General features: G+C 64.2%; 19 protein-coding genes. 14 read left to right on the top strand and 5 right to left on the bottom strand.

Translation table 11 applies throughout. The features are described 5' to 3' along the window. The 5 genes from ACUXVH_RS06740 to ACUXVH_RS06720 all read left to right on the top strand — a co-directional run. Nucleotides 1-165: RebB family R body protein (locus tag ACUXVH_RS06740; RefSeq protein WP_368994943.1), on the top strand; the 165-nt coding region annotated here is incomplete at its 5' end. Nucleotides 166-219: 54 nt separating this feature from the next. Further along, complete coding sequence (locus ACUXVH_RS06735; protein ID WP_011058564.1) at nucleotides 220-534, top strand: RebB family R body protein; 315 nt, start codon at nucleotides 220-222, stop codon at nucleotides 532-534. Nucleotides 535-914: 380 nt separating this feature from the next. Continuing rightward, the gene (gene gabD, locus ACUXVH_RS06730; RefSeq protein ID WP_011058565.1) at nucleotides 915-2,357 is read left to right on the top strand and encodes an NADP-dependent succinate-semialdehyde dehydrogenase; all 1,443 of its coding nucleotides are present in this window, start codon (nucleotides 915-917) and stop codon (nucleotides 2,355-2,357) included. Between the two features lie 177 nt (nucleotides 2,358-2,534). After that, entirely contained in the window at nucleotides 2,535-3,812 is a 1,278-nt protein-coding gene (gene gabT / locus ACUXVH_RS06725; RefSeq protein WP_011058566.1) for a 4-aminobutyrate--2-oxoglutarate transaminase, read from the top strand. A 138-nt stretch (nucleotides 3,813-3,950) separates the two neighbouring features. Further along, on the top strand, nucleotides 3,951-5,165 hold the full coding sequence (locus ACUXVH_RS06720) for a response regulator (RefSeq protein ID WP_011058567.1): 1,215 nt from the start codon (nucleotides 3,951-3,953) through the stop codon (nucleotides 5,163-5,165). 94 nt (nucleotides 5,166-5,259) lie between these two features. Here ACUXVH_RS06720 and ACUXVH_RS06715 read toward each other — a convergent pair whose 3' ends face one another. Both ACUXVH_RS06715 and desA read right to left on the bottom strand, forming a co-directional pair. Beyond that, on the bottom strand, nucleotides 5,260-6,252 hold the full coding sequence (locus tag ACUXVH_RS06715; RefSeq protein ID WP_011058568.1) for a GGDEF domain-containing protein: 993 nt from the start codon (nucleotides 6,250-6,252) through the stop codon (nucleotides 5,260-5,262). A 216-nt stretch (nucleotides 6,253-6,468) separates the two neighbouring features. Further along, nucleotides 6,469-7,653: a delta-9 fatty acid desaturase DesA gene (desA, locus tag ACUXVH_RS06710; RefSeq protein ID WP_011058569.1), complete on the bottom strand. Its 1,185-nt coding sequence runs from the start codon at nucleotides 7,651-7,653 to the stop codon at nucleotides 6,469-6,471. A gap of 146 nt (nucleotides 7,654-7,799) precedes the next feature. On the opposite strand from desA, the gene dibA reads away from it, so the two are divergent. The 6 genes from dibA to ACUXVH_RS06680 all read left to right on the top strand — a co-directional run bounded on the left by dibA (nucleotide 7,800) and on the right by ACUXVH_RS06680 (nucleotide 14,210). Continuing rightward, nucleotides 7,800-9,719 carry a phosphodiesterase DibA gene (dibA, locus tag ACUXVH_RS06705; RefSeq protein WP_401333599.1) on the top strand — a complete coding sequence of 640 codons (1,920 nt, stop codon included), beginning with the start codon at nucleotides 7,800-7,802 and terminating at the stop codon, nucleotides 9,717-9,719. Nucleotides 9,720-9,998: 279 nt separating this feature from the next. Then, nucleotides 9,999-10,181, top strand: coding sequence for a sulfur starvation response protein OscA (oscA, locus tag ACUXVH_RS06700; protein ID WP_011058571.1), 183 nt, complete (start codon nucleotides 9,999-10,001; stop codon nucleotides 10,179-10,181). A 171-nt stretch (nucleotides 10,182-10,352) separates the two neighbouring features. Then, nucleotides 10,353-11,363 (top strand): sulfate ABC transporter substrate-binding protein, encoded by a 1,011-nt coding sequence (locus ACUXVH_RS06695; RefSeq protein WP_445494299.1) that lies wholly within the window; start codon nucleotides 10,353-10,355, stop codon nucleotides 11,361-11,363. A gap of 150 nt (nucleotides 11,364-11,513) precedes the next feature. Continuing rightward, nucleotides 11,514-12,332, top strand: a complete 819-nt coding sequence (cysT, locus tag ACUXVH_RS06690) for a sulfate ABC transporter permease subunit CysT (RefSeq protein ID WP_011058573.1) — start codon at nucleotides 11,514-11,516, stop codon at nucleotides 12,330-12,332. 12 nt (nucleotides 12,333-12,344) lie between these two features. Continuing rightward, the gene (gene cysW / locus ACUXVH_RS06685) at nucleotides 12,345-13,217 is read left to right on the top strand and encodes a sulfate ABC transporter permease subunit CysW (protein ID WP_011058574.1); all 873 of its coding nucleotides are present in this window, start codon (nucleotides 12,345-12,347) and stop codon (nucleotides 13,215-13,217) included. 3 nt (nucleotides 13,218-13,220) lie between these two features. Next, entirely contained in the window at nucleotides 13,221-14,210 is a 990-nt protein-coding gene (locus tag ACUXVH_RS06680; protein WP_011058575.1) for a sulfate/molybdate ABC transporter ATP-binding protein, read from the top strand. A 141-nt stretch (nucleotides 14,211-14,351) separates the two neighbouring features. Here the strand turns inward: ACUXVH_RS06680 and ACUXVH_RS06675 are convergent, their stop codons facing one another. Beyond that, nucleotides 14,352-14,876, bottom strand: a complete 525-nt coding sequence (locus ACUXVH_RS06675) for an Mpo1 family 2-hydroxy fatty acid dioxygenase (protein WP_041115120.1) — start codon at nucleotides 14,874-14,876, stop codon at nucleotides 14,352-14,354. A gap of 102 nt (nucleotides 14,877-14,978) precedes the next feature. Here ACUXVH_RS06675 and ACUXVH_RS06670 point away from each other — a divergent pair, with 102 nt between their 5' ends. Further along, on the top strand, nucleotides 14,979-15,665 hold the full coding sequence (locus tag ACUXVH_RS06670) for a Crp/Fnr family transcriptional regulator (RefSeq protein ID WP_011058577.1): 687 nt from the start codon (nucleotides 14,979-14,981) through the stop codon (nucleotides 15,663-15,665). A 269-nt stretch (nucleotides 15,666-15,934) separates the two neighbouring features. Here ACUXVH_RS06670 and uraH read toward each other — a convergent pair whose 3' ends face one another. Further along, complete coding sequence (gene uraH / locus ACUXVH_RS06665) at nucleotides 15,935-16,345, bottom strand: hydroxyisourate hydrolase (RefSeq protein ID WP_220223523.1); 411 nt, start codon at nucleotides 16,343-16,345, stop codon at nucleotides 15,935-15,937. A gap of 99 nt (nucleotides 16,346-16,444) precedes the next feature. Beyond that, entirely contained in the window at nucleotides 16,445-16,933 is a 489-nt protein-coding gene (locus ACUXVH_RS06660) for a GlcG/HbpS family heme-binding protein (RefSeq protein ID WP_015633712.1), read from the bottom strand. 136 nt (nucleotides 16,934-17,069) lie between these two features. Between ACUXVH_RS06660 and ACUXVH_RS06655 the strand changes: the two genes are divergently transcribed. Both ACUXVH_RS06655 and ACUXVH_RS06650 read left to right on the top strand, forming a co-directional pair. Next, the gene (locus ACUXVH_RS06655; RefSeq protein ID WP_011058580.1) at nucleotides 17,070-17,750 is read left to right on the top strand and encodes a heavy metal response regulator transcription factor; all 681 of its coding nucleotides are present in this window, start codon (nucleotides 17,070-17,072) and stop codon (nucleotides 17,748-17,750) included. Next, complete coding sequence (locus ACUXVH_RS06650; RefSeq protein WP_015633713.1) at nucleotides 17,737-19,125, top strand: heavy metal sensor histidine kinase; 1,389 nt, start codon at nucleotides 17,737-17,739, stop codon at nucleotides 19,123-19,125. Before ACUXVH_RS06655 ends, ACUXVH_RS06650 begins: the two co-directional genes overlap by 14 nt. Nucleotides 19,126-19,134 lie beyond the last annotated feature (9 nt).

Genomic DNA, 19,134 nt, shown 5'->3' with positions numbered 1-19,134 from the left:
CAGCAGCAAAACACCCTGGCCCAGGCGGCCACCAACCAGGGCGTGATGCAGATCTACAGCGTCGACACCACCGCCGGGGCGGCGGCCACCGAAAAAGTCGCCCAGGGCGGGGTCTCCGACAACCTCACCAGCCTGTTGACGGTTCTCAAGTCCTTTCAGAGCTGATGGCTGAAAGCCTGATTTTCCGTTGAACCTACCTGCTGAAAAAATGGAGTTTTTATGAGCACAGTCAGTCCGCAAATCACCGATGCCGTCACCCAGACCAACGTCAAGGTCGTCGCCGAAGCGCCAGCCATGTCGATGGGCACCATCTACCAGTCCATGGGCCAGTCCGTGGCCATCCTGTTCCAGAACTCGGTTTCGGCGCAGCAGCAGCAAAACACCCTGGCCCAGGCGGCCACCAACCAGGGCGTGATGCAGATCTACAGCGTCGACACCACCGCCGGTGCGTCGGCCACCGAGAAAGTCGCCCAGGGCGGTGTGGCCGACAACCTCACCAGCCTGTTGACGGTGCTCAAGTCGTTCAGTAGCTGACCGTTCCACAGGCGCCATGCCAGCGCCCCCGCCGCCTGCCATAGGCTGCGGGGGCGTTGTCTTTTGCCCGGCGGCATGGGAGGTTGAAGCGGATTTTTTACCGCTAGGCGCCTTTACGTTCTTTTTTTCGAACAGCCTATTGTCCTTTACCCCCGTTGACCCTAGGATTCGTTTGAGATTTCAAACGCTCTTGCCTGGGTGCCCAAACGCACGTCTATTCTTGTGTGCGACTTTTTCGTGCTTTTACCCAGTGAACGATTTTCCTGACGGCAGCCTGGCCACGGGCTGGTGACAGCGCCCCGGCGCTCTCCTCCTGACCTGGCGCCTTTCTACAATCACAATTCGCCCCGCGTATGCGCGGTGCTGTTAAGGAAGCCGACATGCAGCTCAAAGACGCCCAGTTGTTCCGCCAACAAGCCTTCATCGATGGAGCTTGGGTCGACGCGGACAACGGCCAGACGATCAAGGTCAACAACCCCGCTACCGGTGAAATCCTCGGTACCGTGCCAAAGATGGGCGCTGCCGAAACCCGCCGCGCCATCGAGGCCGCCGACAAGGCCCTGCCGGCCTGGCGTGCCCTGACCGCCAAGGAGCGCGCCACCAAGCTGCGCCGCTGGTATGAATTGCTGATCGAGAACCAGGACGACCTGGGTCGCCTGATGACCCTGGAGCAGGGCAAGCCGCTGGCCGAAGCCAAGGGCGAAATCGCCTACGCCGCCTCCTTCATCGAATGGTTCGCCGAAGAAGCCAAGCGCATCTACGGTGACGTGATTCCCGGCCACCAGCCCGACAAGCGCCTGATCGTGATCAAGCAGCCGATCGGCGTGACCGCGGCCATCACCCCGTGGAACTTCCCGGCGGCGATGATCACCCGTAAAGCCGGCCCGGCCCTGGCCGCCGGTTGCACCATGGTCATCAAGCCCGCTTCGCAAACCCCGTTCTCGGCCCTGGCCCTGGTGGAACTGGCGCACCGTGCCGGCATCCCGAAAGGCGTGCTGAGTGTGGTCACCGGCAGCGCCGGCGACATCGGCGGCGAGCTCACCAGCAACCCGATCGTGCGCAAGCTGTCGTTCACCGGCTCCACCGAGATCGGTCGCCAGCTGATGGCCGAATGCGCCAAGGACATCAAGAAAGTCTCCCTGGAGCTGGGCGGCAACGCGCCGTTCATCGTGTTCGACGACGCGGATCTGGATAAGGCCGTCGAAGGCGCGATCATCTCCAAGTACCGCAACAACGGCCAGACCTGCGTCTGCGCCAACCGCCTGTACATCCAGGATTCGGTCTACGACGCCTTCGCCGAGAAATTGAAGGCAGCAGTGGCCAAGCTGAAGATCGGCAACGGCCTGGAAGAAGGCACCACCACTGGCCCGCTGATCGACGAAAAAGCCGTGGCCAAGGTCCAGGAACACATCGCCGACGCCCTGAAAAAAGGCGCGACCCTGCTGGCCGGCGGCAAGTCCATGGAAGGCAACTTCTTCGAGCCGACCATCCTGGTCAACGTGCCCAAGGATGCAGCCGTGGCCAAGGAAGAAACCTTTGGCCCACTGGCGCCGCTGTTCCGCTTCAAAGACGAAGCCGAAGTCATCGCCATGTCCAACGACACCGAGTTCGGCCTGGCCTCGTACTTCTATGCCCGTGACCTGGGCCGTGTGTTCCGTGTGGCCGAGGCCCTGGAATACGGCATGGTCGGGGTCAACACCGGCCTGATCTCCAACGAAGTGGCGCCGTTCGGCGGCATCAAGGCCTCGGGCCTGGGCCGTGAAGGTTCCAAGTACGGGATCGAGGATTACCTGGAAATCAAATACCTCTGCCTGGGTATCTGATCCGGTTTCAAGCGCCGGGGGCACGAGAGCGCTGTCCCCCTGCGCAGCTTTAAAAAACGCACTTTTCAAGGTGGCCCGGGACCGCTCCGACAGTCGATCATCGCATGCTGTCGCAGGCGCTTCCCCGCCCCGCAACCCTTGAATCACACCGCTGCCGCAGCGGTGAATGAGGACACTATGAGCAAGACCAACGCATCTTTGATGAAACGCCGTGAAGCCGCTGTACCGCGCGGTGTTGGCCAGATTCACCCGATCTTCGCCGACAGCGCGAAGAACGCCACCGTCACCGACGTTGAAGGCCGCGAGTTCATCGACTTCGCCGGCGGTATCGCGGTACTGAACACCGGTCACGTGCACCCGAAGATCATCGCCGCGGTGACCGAGCAACTGAACAAGCTGACCCACACCTGCTTCCAGGTCCTGGCCTACGAGCCTTACGTGGAGCTGTGCGAGAAAATCAACGCCAAGGTGCCAGGTGATTTCGCCAAGAAAACCCTGCTGGTGACCACCGGTTCCGAAGCCGTAGAGAACGCCGTGAAGATCGCCCGTGCCGCCACTGGCCGCGCCGGCGTGATCGCCTTCACCGGCGCCTACCACGGCCGCACCATGATGACCCTGGGCCTGACCGGCAAGGTCGTGCCTTACTCGGCCGGCATGGGCCTGATGCCAGGCGGCATCTTCCGCGCGCTGTACCCGAATGAACTGCACGGCGTGAGCATCGACGACTCCATCGCCAGCATCGAGCGCATCTTCAAGAACGACGCCGAGCCTCGTGATATCGCCGCGATCATCATCGAGCCGGTGCAGGGCGAAGGCGGCTTCTACGTCGCGCCCAAAGAGTTCATGAAGCGCCTGCGCGCCCTGTGCGACCAGCACGGCATCCTGCTGATCGCTGACGAAGTGCAGACCGGCGCTGGCCGTACCGGCACCTTCTTCGCCATGGAACAGATGGGCGTTACCGCCGACCTGACCACCTTCGCCAAGTCCATCGCCGGCGGCTTCCCGCTGGCCGGTGTCTGCGGCAAGGCCGAGTACATGGACGCCATCGCTCCAGGCGGCCTGGGCGGCACCTACGCCGGTAGCCCGATCGCCTGTGCCGCGGCCCTGGCGGTGATGGAAGTGTTCGAGGAAGAGCACCTGCTGGATCGCTGCAAGGCGGTGGGCGAGCGCCTGGTGACCGGCCTCAAGGCCATCCAGGCCAAGTACCCGGTGATCGGTGAAGTGCGTGCCCTGGGCGCGATGATCGCGGTGGAACTGTTCGAGAATGGCGACAGCCACAAGCCGAACGCCGCTGCCGTGGCCCAGGTCGTGGCCAAGGCTCGCGACAAGGGGCTGATCCTGCTGTCCTGCGGCACCTACGGCAACGTTCTGCGGGTTCTGGTGCCGCTGACCTCGCCGGATGCCCAGCTGGACAAAGGCCTGGCCATCATCGAAGAGTGCTTCGCTGAACTCTGATGACGCTGTGACCTGATCGACAGAAAAACCCGCTTCGGCGGGTTTTTTTTCGCCCTCAGGCGGCTCCAGGGGGATTTGCGTTGTATGGAAGCCCGCGCATTGACTAAGGTGCAAGGGATTGCCTAGGGAGCGTGCTGCATGACCGCTGTTGATTTACCCGCTGTACCTCGCGTGCTGATTGCCGAGGCTGATCCCTGGTCTCGTGATTTGCTCAAGCAAGTGCTGTTGAACGTGCGCTGTGATGCGCGTCTGGACTTGTGTGCCGACGGTCAGGAGGCCATGGACCTGCTGAGCGCCAAACCCTATGACCTGATCATTGCCGATTGGGAGCTGCCGGGCATCGATGGCCTGTCGCTGCTGCGCGCGGTGCGCCAGCGCAAGCGCAACCCGGTGCAGCCGTTCATCCTGCTGAGCGTGCGCAGCGACAGCGCCAGCGTGCGCGAGGCCTTGCCCCTGGCGCCCACTGCCTACCTGACCAAGCCCCTGAACATGGAGGGGCTGACCCAGCGCCTGCAGGGCCTGCTGCTGGACGCCGGCCAGGAAGTCTCCTGCGAGGTGCCGGCCCTGGCGCCGGGCATGACCCTGTGGCCCTTTCTCGAACGCCGGCGCGATGTGGCCGACGGCGCGCCGCTGCTCACCGATGTGCAACTGGCGGTCAAGCGCAGCCTCAACCCCGAAGGCCTGGACCTCAAGGTGCTGGAGGAAGAGATCCGCACCGATCCCCAGGTCACCGCGGTGCTGATCGCTGCAGCCAACAGCGCCGCGCAGCACCATGGCGACGGCGTGCAGACCCTGTCCCAGGCCCTGCATCGGCTGGGCACCGGGCAGAGCATGAACCTGATCCTCGGCCTGACCCTCAAGCGCAGCGCGCGCCTGAGCGATCCGGCCCTGGCCGACTATGCCGAGCGCTATTGGGAGCTGTCCCTGCATACCGCGGAATACGGCCGGACCCTGGCGCGCCTGCTGGACCTGGACCAGGAGCGCTGCTACTGCGCCGGGCTACTGCATCGCCTGGGCGACCTGGCGCTGCTGCGTTGCCTGCAGGAGTGGAAACAGGCCGGCGGCGAGCTGGACGACCAGGAAGAAATCGGCGATGCCCTGGAGCGCTTTGGCGCGGCCTACGGCTCGGCGCTGCGGACCCGCTGGCGCATGCCCCTTGAACTGCGGGAGCTGATTGCCTCGATCTACCAGTTGGGCGGTGGGGTGTATTCCCGCGAGGCGCTGGTGATGAACCTGGCGGCGCAGCTGGCGCGGCTGACCGAGCACGAAGGGGTGGAAGAGATCGCGCGCTGCAAGACCGCGCGGCTGCTGAAGGTCGGGCTGCCGGAACTGACCCGCCTGCGCAAGGGCTGAACCACTGTAGGAGCCGGCTTGCCGGCGAAGAGGCCTTCGAGTCTTGTGCAAGCCTTGCGGGCCAGCCAGCTCCTACGGACGAGTGATCGCGGGTTTATCCGGTGATGATGCGGTTCTTGCCCTGGCGCTTGGCTTCGTACATGGCGCTGTCGGCGCGGGCGAACAGGTTGTCCAGGCTTTCGTCTTCCGCCAGCAGGCCGGTCAGGCCCTGGCTCACGGTGATGGTGAACGTCTGGCCCTGGTGGCTGAAATTCTGGCGCTGGATCTCCCGTTGCAGGCGCTCGGCTACCTGGCGCGCCATGTCCGCGGTGCAGCCGGGAAAAACCGCGGCGAACTCCTCGCCACCGATCCGCCCGAACAGGTCGCCGCGACGCAGGGCCGCGCGCCCGCTTTCGGCGATGCGCTGCAGGACGATGTCGCCTTCGGGGTGGCCGTAGGTGTCGTTGATCACTTTGAAGTCATCGATATCCAGCAGCAAGAAGGCCAGGGACGAACCTTGCAGGCGCGCCTGCTCGAACTCGCGGTTGGCGCATTCGAAGAAGTGCCGACGGTTGCTGCTCTGGGTCAGCACGTCGGTGGTGGCCAGGCGTTGCAACTCGGTTTCCAGCTGCTTCTTTTCGGTGATGTCTTCGGCGATGCCGACCACGATCAGGCGTTGCCCGGGCTCGGCATTGCGGTTGATGAAGCATTTGTCGCTGAGCCAGCGCACCTGGCCCTGGGCATCGATGATGCGGTACTCGCGATCTTCCACCGCGCCCTTTTCCAGGACCTGGGCCAGGCTGCGCTCGGCGTACTCCAGGTCATCGGGGTAGATGCTGTCGCGCCATTGATTGCAGTCCGCCAGGAGCAGGCCTGCGGGGCGACCGAAGATCCGTTCATAGGCCGGGCTGACGTACAGCACCTGGCGGCTGTCCCAGTCGAAGGCCCAGAGTACCGCGTTGACACTGACCAGCAGCGAGCTGAACAGCTGCTCGCGTTCGGTCAGGCGGGCCACTTCGCCCTGTGCATGCATCAGGGCCATCAGGGTTTGCGCGGCTTCGGGCCACTGTGGAAGCGCAGAGGGAGTGTGTGGGTTCTTGTTGACCATCGGCACAGATCTCAAAGGGCGTGCCGCGCGCCGTTAGGCAGCGGCTACAACCAAGCCCGCCTGGGTGGCGAAGTGTTGTTTGAGATAGGGGATCGGGCGCTAAGTTCCCGGCCGCTACAGCGATAGCGCGAGCGCCCGCCAGACGGTCGAGAGGGGCCTGCAAGGCTTGATTTCAGAAGGGCAGCCCCTCGCCACGGGAGTGGCGAGGGGCTGGGGTCAGGCGGTGGTGGGACGCAGGGAATAGGTCTTGAGCTGATGGGCGAAATCACGCAGGGACTGAATGCCGCTGGCCTCGGCCTCGTGTACCCAATCCTTGATGGCCGCGAGCATGTCGTGGCCGTTGGAGCTGGTCTTGACCCAGATCTGCTGCAGGGCCAGACGCTTCTCGTAGATCACCTTCAAGGCCTGGCTGTGCTCCAGCATGCTCTGGATGCGCAGGTGGTGGCGGTCTTCCAGCAGGCTGGTTTCCCGGGACAGCAGGCGCTTGGCGCGGTGGAACTGGTGGCGCACCGAATGATCGACCTTGGCCAGTTCCTGTTTCACCAGCGGGCCGATCACCAGCTTGCGGTACTGGGCCATGATCTGGAACCGGTTGTTGAGGATGGCCATGGCGGTGTCCATGTCCAGGTGGCCCTTGCCTTCGACCCGGTGGGCGATGGGCGCCACGCGCTGGACCCTGGCCAGACGCAGGAAGCTGAAGACCTTGATCCAGGCCCAGCCCAGGTCGAACTCCCACTTCTTCACCGAGAGCTTGGCCGAGTTGGGGTAGGTGTGGTGGTTGTTGTGCAGCTCTTCGCCGCCGACGATGATGCCCCAGGGCACCAGGTTGGTGGCGGCGTCGCGGCATTCGAAGTTGCGGTAGCCCACCGCATGCCCCAGGCCATTGATGACCCCGGCGGCCCAGAACGGAATCCACATCATCTGGATGGCCCAGATGGTGATGCCGATGGTGCCGAACAGCAGCAGGTCGATGGCTGCCATCAGCGCCACGCCGCCCAGCTTGTAGCGGCTGTAGAGGTTGCGTTCGATCCAGTCTTCCGGGCAGTTCTTGCCGTAGATGCGCAGGGTCTCCGGGTTCTTCGCCTCTTCGCGATACAGCTCTGCGCCCTTGCGCAGCACGGTGGACAGGCCCTTGACCACCGGGCTGTGGGGGTCGTCGGCGGTTTCGCACTTGGCGTGGTGCTTGCGGTGGATGGCGGTCCACTCGCGGGTGTTCTGCGCCGTGGTCAGCCACAGCCAGAAGCGGAAGAAATGTTTCAGGCCGGCGTTGAGTTCCAGGGAACGGTGCGCGGAATAGCGATGCAGATAGACCGTGACCGCGACAATGGTCACGTGGGTCATCAACAGGGTGACTGCCACCAGTTGCCAGGCGGACAAGCCAAGTAAACCTTCGTACCACATAGGCGATAAGGCCCTCGATAAAGAAAAAAACAGCCCAGGCATTATCACTAAGCCCACTGAGAAAACCAGTCGCCCTTTCAGATAAGAGTGGCGGAATGTTTCTTCCTCTATAATCCCAAACTTTTCGTGTGGAAATAGACGGACTTATGTCGGTTTCTTATCGCAATGGTTTGCGTGCCGCGCTGCTCTATCTGCTGTTGTCGCTGGTCTGGTTGCAGTTCAGTGGTTACTTATTGAGCAGTTTCTTCGATGAGTTTTCCGATCGAGCCCATTGGCAACTGGTTGGCGGCTATGCCTGGGCGGTGGTCAGCGCGGTGCTGATCTTCTTCGCCCGGGCCCGTCTGCTGCGGGTGTTGGGGGCCGATCGCTGGCTGCGCCACCAGCAGAAGGACCGCGAGCGCCTGCGCCAGGCGGCGGCGGTGTTCGACTGCACCCGCGAAGGGGTGCTGGTGAGCGATACCCAGGGGCAGATCGTCCACGTCAACCGCGCCTTCATCGAAATCACCGGCTACCAGCGCGAAGAGGTGCTGGGCCGCCAGCCGAGCCTGTTCAAGTCCGGGCATCATTCGGCGCAGTTCTATCAATCGATGTTCGACTCGTTGCAGAAGACCGATGAGTGGAGCGGCGAAATCTGGAATCGGCGCAAGAGCGGCGAGATCTACCCGCAATGGCAGACCATCCGCGCGATCCGCGATGAGCAGGGCGAGCTGACTCATTACGTTGCGGTATTTTCCGACATCAGCGCGATCAAGGATTCCGAGCACGAGCTGGCTCACCTGGCCCATCACGATCCGCTGACCGACCTGCCCAACCGCCTGCTGTTCACCGACCGTGCCGAACAGGCCCTGGCTTCGGCGCAGATCCACAAGCGCGGCTGCGCCATGCTGATGATCGATCTGGACCACTTCAAGATGATCAACGACAGCCTGGGGCACAACGTCGGCGACCAACTGCTCAAGGCGGTGGCCGAGCGCCTGGGAGGGATGTTCGGCCCGGGCATCACCCTGGCGCGCCTGGGCGGCGACGAGTTCGCGGTGCTAGCCGAAAGCTGCCCGCAGCTGGTGCAGGCGGCGGCCCTGGCCCAGCGCATCATCGACGGCCTCAAGGAGCCCTTCCAGCTCGGCGAGCAGCAGGTGGTGATCAACGCCAGTATCGGTATCAGCCTGTTTCCCAGCGACGCGTTGAGTGCCAGCCAACTGCTGCGCAACGCCGATGCGGCGCTGTTCAAGGCCAAAAGCGCCGGGCGCAACGGTTACGCCCTGTACACCGAGGAGCTCACCGCCCATGCCCAGCAGCGGGTGGAAATCGCCTTCGAGCTGCGCCGCGCCCTGGACCAGCAGGAACTGCGGGTCTATTACCAGCCGGTGCACGACCTCAAGACCAGCCGCCTGGTAGGCGTCGAGGCCCTGGTGCGCTGGGAGCATCCCGAGCGTGGGCTGGTGTCGCCGGCGGAGTTCATACCGATTGCCGAGCGCACCGGGATGATTGCCGAGATCGATGCCTGGGTCATGCAGCAGGCTTGCCGGCAGATGTGCCAGTGGCAGGCCGATGGCGTGGTGCTGTCGTTTATCGCGGTGAATGTCTCGACCCGCCTGTTCGCCCGCAGCGAGCTGTACCAGCAGGTGGCCCAGGTGCTGCACGAGACCGGGCTGGACCCGGCCTACCTGGAGCTGGAAGTCACCGAAAGCGCGGTGATGGACGATCCCGAAGTGGCCCTGGAGCAGATGCACCGTTTGCGCGAGCTGGGCATTCGCCTGGCCATCGACGACTTCGGCACGGGCTACTCCTCCCTGCTGCGGCTCAAGCGCCTGCCGGTGCAGAAGCTCAAGATCGACCAGGGTTTTGTCGCCGGCCTGCCGTTCGACGAGGACGATGCAGCGATATCCCGGGTCATCATTGCCCTGGCCCAGAGCATGGGCATGCAGGTGCATGCCGAGGGTATCGAGCAGGTGGAACAGGCGCGTTTCCTTCTGGAGCACGCCTGCGACCTGGGCCAGGGCTACTGGTTCGGCCGGCCGATGCCGGCGCAGCAGATCGACTGGAGCAACGCCCCAGCCATCCGCTGATGCCTTTGTAGCCGCTGCTGAGCCTGCGAAGCTGCGAACGACCGCAACGCGGGCGCAAATGTTGTAGACCGCTGAAGGCCTGACGGCCTTGTCGCAGCCTCGCAGGCTCGGCAGCGGCTACAGGGTTGGGGCTAAGCTGCTGTCAGCTCGAATAATTTCTTCTGGTTATATAAACATTCTTAAATAGTATTTTTAAGAATATCCGGCCCTATCTAGTATTGCTCCCACGCCGCAAGCAGTGCCGCCACTGCCAGGCACATCCCACTCAGGAGCAACACCATGAGCGCATCTCTACGTAGCGTTGACGGCCAGGACGAAGCAACCATCTTGCGGGAAATTCAAAGCGCACTGCGCGACCTGCGCTTCGGTGCGGTGGAAATCACCGTGCACAACGCCCAGGTCGTGCAGATCGAACGCAAGGAAAAATTCCGTCTGCAGCAGCCCGGCCACAAACCGAGTTGAAAGTACCTCGCTGAACACCGCGTCACCCTCTCGCGAACGAGAGGCCCGACTGGTCAACCGGAGGGCGTCATCCATGACCCCCTGCACGAATCCCAGCGTTCCTTTTCGAATGCGGGCTGAAATCGCCATAAGAAAAATGCCAGCACCTTAAAAAATTTCAGGAGCTTCACCATGTCGTCGATTCGCCGTTATGCCCTGGCCGCCCTCGCCAGCGCCGTTTTCGCCGGTTCCGCCGTTGCCAAGGACTATGAGCTGCTCAATGTGTCCTATGACCCGACCCGTGAGCTGTACCAGGATTACAACGCCGAGTTCGTGAACTTCTGGAAGAAGGACCACCCGGGCGACAACGTGAAGATCCAGCAATCCCACGGTGGCTCCGGCAAGCAGGGCCGGGCGGTGATCGACGGCCTGCGGGCCGACGTGGTGACCCTGGCCCTGGCCGGTGACATCGACGAAATCGCCAAGCTCGGCAAGACCCTGCCGGCGGACTGGCAGAAGCGCCTGCCCGACGCCAGCACGCCCTACACCTCGACCATCGTGTTCCTGGTGCGCAAGGGCAACCCCAAGGGCATCAAGGATTGGGGCGACCTGATCAAGAAAGACGTCTCGGTGATCACCCCGAACCCGAAAACGTCCGGTGGTGCACGCTGGAACTTCCTCGCCGCCTGGGCCTATGGCCTGAAAGCCGGTGGCAGCGAAGCCAAGGCTCAGGAATATGTGAAGGAGCTGTTCAAGCACGTGCCTGTGCTGGACACCGGGGCCCGCGGCTCGACCATCACCTTCGTCAACAACGGTCAGGGCGACGTGCTACTGGCCTGGGAAAACGAAGCTTTCCTGGCCCTCAAGGAAGACGGCGGCGCCGACAAGTTCGATATCGTCGTGCCTTCGCTGTCGATCCTCGCCGAGCCGCCAGTGGCGGTGGTGGACAAGAACGCCGAGAAGAAAGGCAACACCCAGATCGCCGAGGCCTACCTCAAGCACCTGTACAGCCCGGCCGGCCAGGAAATTGCCGCGAAGAACTTCTACCGCCCACGGGACGAGGACATCGCTGCCAAATATGCCCAGCAGTTCCCGAAACTGGACCTGGTAACTATCGACAAGGACTTCGGCGGCTGGAAAACTGCCCAACCGAAATTCTTCAATGACGGTGGCGTGTTCGACCAGATCTACACGGCGCAATAACCCTGTTGTAGGGGCTGGCTTGCCAGCGAAGGCGCCCCTGAGGGCAAAGCACGACTTGCGGGCCCTTTGGCCGGCAAGCCGGCTCCTACCAGGCAGAGCCCGCATTGAGTTGCGGGTTTTGCGTATCCGTTCCGTTAACCAAGGACTCTTATGTCGCGTCGTATCTCCCCCGTCATACCCGGCTTCGGGCTGACGCTGGGCTACACCTTGGTGTACCTCAGCCTGATTGTGCTCATCCCCCTGGCGGCGATGTTCGTGCATGCCGCGCAACTTACCTGGGAACAGTTCTGGGCGATCATTTCGGCGCCACGGGTGCTCGCCGCGCTCAAGCTGAGCTTCGGTACCGCGTTGTATGCGGCCATCATCAACGGCGTCATCGGCACCCTGCTGGCCTGGGTCCTGGTGCGCTACAGCTTCCCCGGGCGCAAGATCATCGATGCCATGATCGACCTGCCATTCGCCCTGCCCACCGCCGTGGCGGGCATTGCCCTGACTGCGCTCTACGCGCCCACCGGCCTGGTGGGGCAGTTCGCCACCGACCTGGGTTTCAAGATCGCCTACACCCCCCTGGGCATCACCCTGGCACTGACCTTCGTCACCCTGCCATTCGTGGTGCGCACGGTGCAGCCGGTGCTGGCGGACATCCCCCGTGAAGTGGAAGAAGCCGCCGCCTGCCTGGGTGCCAAGCCGTGGCAGGTGTTCCGCCATATCCTGGTACCGGCCCTGCTGCCGGCCTGGCTCACCGGTTTTGCCCTGGCCTTTGCCCGCGGCGTGGGCGAGTACGGCTCGGTGATCTTCATCGCCGGCAACATGCCGATGAAGACCGAGATACTGCCCCTGCTGATCATGGTCAAGCTCGACCAGTACGATTACACCGGCGCCACTTCCATCGGCGTGCTGATGCTGGTGGTTTCCTTCATTCTGCTGCTGCTGATCAACCTGCTGCAGCGGCGCATCGAACGACCTTAAGGAGGCGCGACCATGTCCCAATCGTCCATTTCCGCCGCGTCCTCCGCCAACGCCGCCCGCCGTGGCAGCGCCACCTCGCGGCGCCTGCTGATCGGCCTCGGTTGGCTGATCTTCGCCCTGTTCCTGCTGCTGCCGCTGTTCATCGTGGTGTCCCAGGGCCTGAAGCTCGGCCTGGGGGCGTTCTTCGATGCGATCTTCGAGCCCGACGCCCTGTCGGCGCTGAAACTCACGGTGATCGCGGTGCTGATCTCGGTGCCCCTGAACCTGGTGTTCGGGGTCAGCGCGGCCTGGTGCGTGAGCAAGTACTCGTTCCGCGGCAAGAGCATCCTGGTGACCCTGATCGACCTGCCGTTCTCGGTGTCGCCGGTGATCGCCGGCCTGGTCTATGTGCTGATGTTCGGCGCCCAGGGCCTGTTCGGCCCGTGGCTTTCGGACCACGACATCCAGATCGTCTTCGCCTTGCCGGGCATTGTCCTGGCCACCATCTTCGTCACCGTGCCCTTCGTTGCCCGGGAACTGATCCCGCTGATGCAGGAGCAGGGCACCCAGGAAGAGGAGGCCGCCAGGTTGCTGGGGGCCAATGGCTGGCAGATGTTCTGGCACGTCACCGTGCCCAACATCAAATGGGGCCTGATCTACGGCGTGGTGCTGTGTACCGCCCGGGCCATGGGTGAGTTCGGCGCGGTGTCGGTGGTTTCCGGGCATATTCGCGGGGTCACCAACACCCTGCCGCTGCACGTGGAAATCCTCTACAACGAGTACAACCACGTCGCCGCCTTTGCCGTCGCCAGCCTGTTGCTGATCCTTGCGTTGTTCATCCTGCTGCTCAAGCAGTGGAGCGAATCCCGAATCAACCGCCTGCGCGCCAGCGCCGCGGAGGAATAAGTCATGTCGATCGAAGTCCGTAACGTCAGCAAGAACTTCAACGCCTTCAAGGCCCTGAACAGCATCAACCTGGACATCCAGAGCGGCGAGCTGGTGGCCCTGCTGGGCCCGTCCGGCTGCGGCAAGACCACCCTGCTGCGGATCATCGCCGGGCTGGAAACCCCGGACCAAGGCAGCATCGTGTTCCACGGCGAGGATGTCTCGGGCCACGACGTGCGTGATCGCAACGTCGGTTTCGTGTTCCAGCACTACGCCCTGTTCCGCCACATGAGCGTGTTCGACAACGTTGCCTTCGGCCTGCGCATGAAGCCGAAGAACCAGCGCCCCAGCGAGAGCAAGATCGCCGAGAAGGTCCACGAGCTGCTGAACATGGTGCAGCTGGACTGGCTCTCAGACCGTTACCCGGAACAGCTCTCCGGCGGCCAGCGCCAGCGTATCGCCCTGGCCCGCGCCCTGGCGGTGGAGCCCAAGGTGCTGCTGCTGGACGAACCCTTCGGCGCCCTCGACGCCAAGGTGCGCAAGGAGCTGCGGCGCTGGCTGGCGCGGCTGCACGAAGACATCAACCTGACTTCGGTATTCGTTACCCACGACCAGGAAGAAGCCATGGAAGTGGCCGACCGCATCGTGGTGATGAACAAGGGCGTGATCGAGCAGATCGGTTCCCCGGGCGAGGTCTACGAGAACCCGGCCAGCGACTTCGTCTACCACTTCCTCGGCGACTCCAACCGCCTGCACCTGGGGGAGGACAACCACGTGTTGTTCCGGCCTCACGAAGTGTCGCTGTCGCGTTCCGAACTGGAAGACCACCACGCCGCCGAAGTGCGGGATATCCGTCCGCTGGGGGCCACCACCCGGGTGACCCTGAAGGTGGAAGGGCAGAGCGAACTGATCGAAGCCGAAGTGGTGAAGGACCACGACAGCCTGATCGGCCTGGCCCGTGGCGAAACCCTGTTCTTCAAGCCCAAGGTCTGGCAGAAACACGCCAGCCTCTGACCCCGCCGACATCACGCCCGCTGTAGGAGCTGGCTTGCCAGCGAAAGCGTCCTTCAGGTTTGCACCTGGCTCGAAGGCCTCTTCGCCGGCAAGCCGGCTCCTGCGGGGGCCGGCCCAATATTCCCGAAGCGTTCCCGGGCTTCAGACCATGGCTTTCTTGTGCCGCAGGGCCACCGGCCCGGAACGCTGCTCGATGGCCTGCTTCAGGTCATGGCGCAGGCCCAGCAGGAAGGCCAGTTCGGCCACCACGAACAGCGGGCCGACAATCAGCCCCGAAAGGTCGTCGACAAAGGCCGGCTTGCGGCCCTCGTAGTAATGGCCGATGAACTGGATCACCCACCCGATCACGAACAGGCCCAGGCCGCTGCTCAGCCAGAGCCCGGTACTTTGCGCCGCCAGCACCTGGCCGGCCCACACCGATAGCGCCATCAGCACCGTCATCAGCACCCCCAGGCGCACTTCCAGGCGCAGGTAGAACACTGACGCGGCCAGGGCCAGCAGCAACGCCGGCGACCACGACAGCCCGGCCATGCTCCAGGCGGGACGCGACAACAGCACGGCCACCGCCACCACGATCATCGGAATGCCGATAAAGTGGCTGGCGATATTGCGCGGATCGCGGTGGTAGGCGGCGTATTGACTGAGATGATCAACGAGGCTTTTCATTGTTGTTCCTCCGTTAGGGTGGCTCGATCATGCCCGGCGGCGGTGCTCGGCTCTGTCAGCTAGGCGACAATCATTGCGATGCCCTGAGGGAAAGACCTGTTCATGGACCTGCACCAGTGGCGTGAATGCCTGATGACCGGCCAGTGGTTCAGCCACCTGCCGGCTTCCTTACAGAATAGTTTGCTCGACAGTGCGCGCCTGCGCCGGTTGACGGCGGGGCAGTGCCTGTTCCGGCGCGGCGATCCGCCCTGCGGGCTGTACGCGGTGCTGGAGGGCACGGTGCGGGTGGGCGCGGTCAGCGAGCAGGGCAAGGAGGCCTTGCTGAGCCTGATGGAAGCGCCCCACTGGTTCGGCGAGATCTGCCTGTTCGACGGCCAGCCCCGTACCCACGATGCCTACGCCGAGGGCGCCTGCACCCTGCTCCAGGTGCCGCAGGCGAACCTGCTGCAACTACTGGAGCAGCAGCCGCAATACTGGCGCCAGTTCGCCCTGCTGATGAGCCACAAACTGCGCCTGGCCTTTATCAACCTGGAGCAGTTGAGCCTGATGCCGGCCCCGGCGCGGGTGGCCAGCCGCCTGCTGGCGATGGCCGCCGGCTACGGTGAAGTGGCCCAGGCCCGCCGCGTGCTGCAACTGCCCCAGGAACAACTGGCGCTGATGCTCTCGCTGTCGCGCCAGACCACCAACCAGATCCTCAAGGAGCTGCAGCACCAGGGCATCCTGCGCCTGAGCTATGGCGAGATCGAAATCCTCGACACCGAGCGCCTGCGCGCCCTGACCTCGCCATAGAAGCCCCCGCGATGTCCCTGCCTCCCGTAGGAGCTGGCTTGCCAGCGAAGAGGCCCGCGAGATCGCCTTCGCCGGCAAGCCGGCTCCTACAGAAACCCCCGCGTTGTTCCTGCCTCCCGTAGGAGCTGGCTTGCCAGCGAAGGGGCCCGCCAGACCGCCTTCGCCGGCAAGGCGGCTCCTACTGAAGCCCCCGCGATATCCCTGCCTCCCGTAGGAGCTGGCTTGCCAGCGAAGAGGCCCGCAAGATCGCCTTCGCCGGCAGCCGGTTCCTACGAGCCACGATAGGTCGAGAACCCATAAGGGCTGAGCAACAACGGAATGTGGTAATGCTGCTCGGTCTGCCTGACCTCGAAGATCACCGGGATCTCCGGAAAGAAGGTCTCGCGCTTGGCTTGCCTGAAGTACTCGCCGGTCTTGAACACCACCCGATACTCGCCGGCCGTCAGCGCCCGGCCCGCCGGAAACAGCTCGGCAATCCGCCCCTGCTCATTGGTCACCCCTTCGGACAAGGGCTTCCAGTCCTGGCCCACCTGCTGCTCCAGGGTCACCTTGACCCCCGGCGATGGCAGGCCGTTCTCCAGGTTCAGCACGTGCACGCTCATCGGATTGCCTGCCGCCAGGGCCAGGCTCGACAAACCACACAGGCCGATGGCCGCCAGACTATTACGCAAAACATTCATGCCCCACTCCTTCCTCGATTGAACAAACAACAGAACCTGTAGCCGCTGCCGAGCCCGCGAGGCTGCGAACGACCGCAACGCGGGCGCAGGTTTTCACGATCACTCACGCCCGGCCTCGGTAGCCAACCCCACCCGCTGCGCGGCCTGGAGCGCACATGCCTCGTCCTGCGCCGCGCCACCGGCCCCGGCAATCCCGATGGCCCCCACCAACTGCTTGCCGGCAAACAACGCAAGGCCGCCACCGAGCAACAACAGCTCCGGCAAGGTATTGAGATTGGCCGCCTCGGGGTTGTTGCGCGCCCGTTCGGCGAACAGCCGGCTCGAAGTCTTGGTCGACAGCGCGGTGTAGGCCTTGCGCTGGCTGGCCGGGCCGTTGTGCGGGCCCACCCCATCGCCGCGCATCGCCACCAGCAGGTTGCCGCCACGGTCCAGCACCGATACCGCCGCGGTGCACTGGGCCAGGCTGGCATCGGCCAACTGGCGGGCGGCGGCCAGGTCCAGTTCGGCATGGCGCGGCAGTTCGAGCGCCGCCAGGGCCGTGCCGGCGAGGCTCAGGCCGAGGCCCAGGACAAGAGGTTTGCAGATCATCGAACGAGCTCCATAAAGACCGGTGGCCACCTTAGCCAGCGCACTCCGTCAGAACTCCGTCGTCTTGATTACAAGTTTGTAATGGGCAAGCGCGCGTCGGGCGCCTAGCCTGTGCCGATCATTTCCGAGGTGCGCCATGCGTTTGCTGGTAGTTGAAGACGAAGCCAAGACCGCCCATTTCCTTGCCAAGGGCCTGGGAGAATCCGGCTTTGCCGTGGACGTGGCCCTGAACGGCCTGGACGGGCGCTATTTCATCGAGCAGCAGGAGTACGACCTGATCATCCTCGACGTCATGCTCCCCGGCCTCAACGGCTGGCAGTTGCTGCAACTGGTGCGCCAGCGCGGTGCCACCCCGGTGCTGTTCCTCACCGCCCGCGACGCTATCGAAGATCGGGTCCGCGGCCTGGAACTGGGCGCCGACGACTACCTGCTCAAGCCCTTCGCCTTTGCCGAGCTACTGGCCCGGGTGCGCACCCTGCTGCGCCGCGGACCGCTGCGCGAGGCCGAGTCCTTCAGCATCGCCGACCTGGAGATCGACGTGCTGCGCCGTCGCGTCAGCCGTGGCGGCCAGCGCATCGCCCTGACCAACAAGGAGTTCGCCCTGCTGCACCTGCTGGCCAGCCGCCAGGGCGAAGTGCTGTCGCGGACCCTCATCGCCTCCCAGGTGTGGAACCTGAATTTCGACAGCGACACCAACATGGTGGAAGTAGCGGTACGAAGGTTGCGGGCCAAGGTCGACGACCCCTACATGCCCAAGCTGATCCACACCGTGCGTGGCGTCGGCTACCAGCTGGAAGCCCCGGATGAAGCGCTCTAGTTCCATCGCCTGGCGGCTGGCCCTGGCCTTTGCCGCGGTCTGCGCCCTGGTGCTCAGCGTGATCGGGGTGTTCCTCTACCGTTCCCTGGCCGGGGAAATCGCCTACCGCGACGACCTGGCCCTGCTCGGCCGCCTGGAACAGGTGCGGGCCCTGCTGCAGGACAGCGACAGCCTGGATGCCCTGCAAGCCCGGCCCCGGCTGTACCAGAACATGCTGGGCAACCAGGAAAGCCTGCTGCTGGTGCTGCGGGCCGATGGCTCGACGGTGATCGACATCAACCCGCGCCGGCAGCCCCTGCCCGCGCTCGACCCCATTGCGCTGCAACAGGCGCCGCAACGCACCGATGTCCGCCTCTGGCCGGGGCCGGACGATGTGCCGGTGGCGCTGCTGGCGGGCCAGGCCCGGGGGCCCAAGGGCGAAGCCCTGACCGTGGTGGCCGGCAAGGTTCTCAGCGAGCGCGAGCAGATGCTCGCCAGTTACCGCCTGCGCCTGTATCTGGCGGTGGGGCTGGGGGCCTTGCTGGCCTTCGCCCTGGGCCTGCTGCTGTTGCGCCGGGGCTTGCAGCCCTTGCGTCAGCTCAGCGAAGCGGCCCGCCAGATCGACCTGCGCAGCCTCGACCGGCGCCTGCACACCAACGGCATCCCGGCGGAATTCCACGAGCCGGTGCAGGCCCTGAACGCCATGCTGGCGCGCCTGGAAGAGAGCTTTGAGCGCCTGTCGCAATTTTCCGCCGACCTGGCCCACGAGATCCGCACGCCGTTGCACAACCTCCTGGGCAGCAATGGCCTGGCCTTGAACCAGCCGCGCAGTGCGGCGGAGTACCAGGAAGTGCTGGCCTCCAACATGGAAGAGTTCGAGCGCCTGGGACGCATGGCCGAGAACCTGCTGTTCCTGGCCCGGGCCGAGCAGGCCGATGCGGTGCTGGACCTGCAGGTACTGTCACTGGCCGGTGTCGGGGCGCAACTGTGCGACTACTTCGAAGCCCTGGCCGACGACCGCCAGTTGCGCCTGGAGAACGGTTTTTCCGGCGAGCTGCGGGCTGACCAGCAATTGCTGCAACGGGCCCTGGGCAACCTTCTGGCCAATGCCGTGCGTCATGCCGATGCAGGGTCGCTGATCCGCCTGCGGCGCCACGACGAAGCGGGCTGGTGCTGGTTGCAGGTGCACAACCAGGGCCCGGCGATCGCCCCCGAGCACCTGCCCCGGCTGTTCGACCGTTTCTACCGGGTCGACCCGTCCCGAGCCGAGCCGGGGGACTCCGGGGGCCTGGGGCTGGCCATCGTGCACTCGATCATGCTGCTGCATGGCGGCCAGGTGCGGGTCACGAGCGATGAGCAGGCCACGGTATTCGAACTGGGCTTCCCCCTCCTATAGCCACTGCCG

The organism is Pseudomonas sp. 8(2025) (assembly GCF_052665325.1).
Note: the sequence above shows the minus strand (reverse complement) of the source record. Positions and strands in the feature narration are given on the sequence as shown.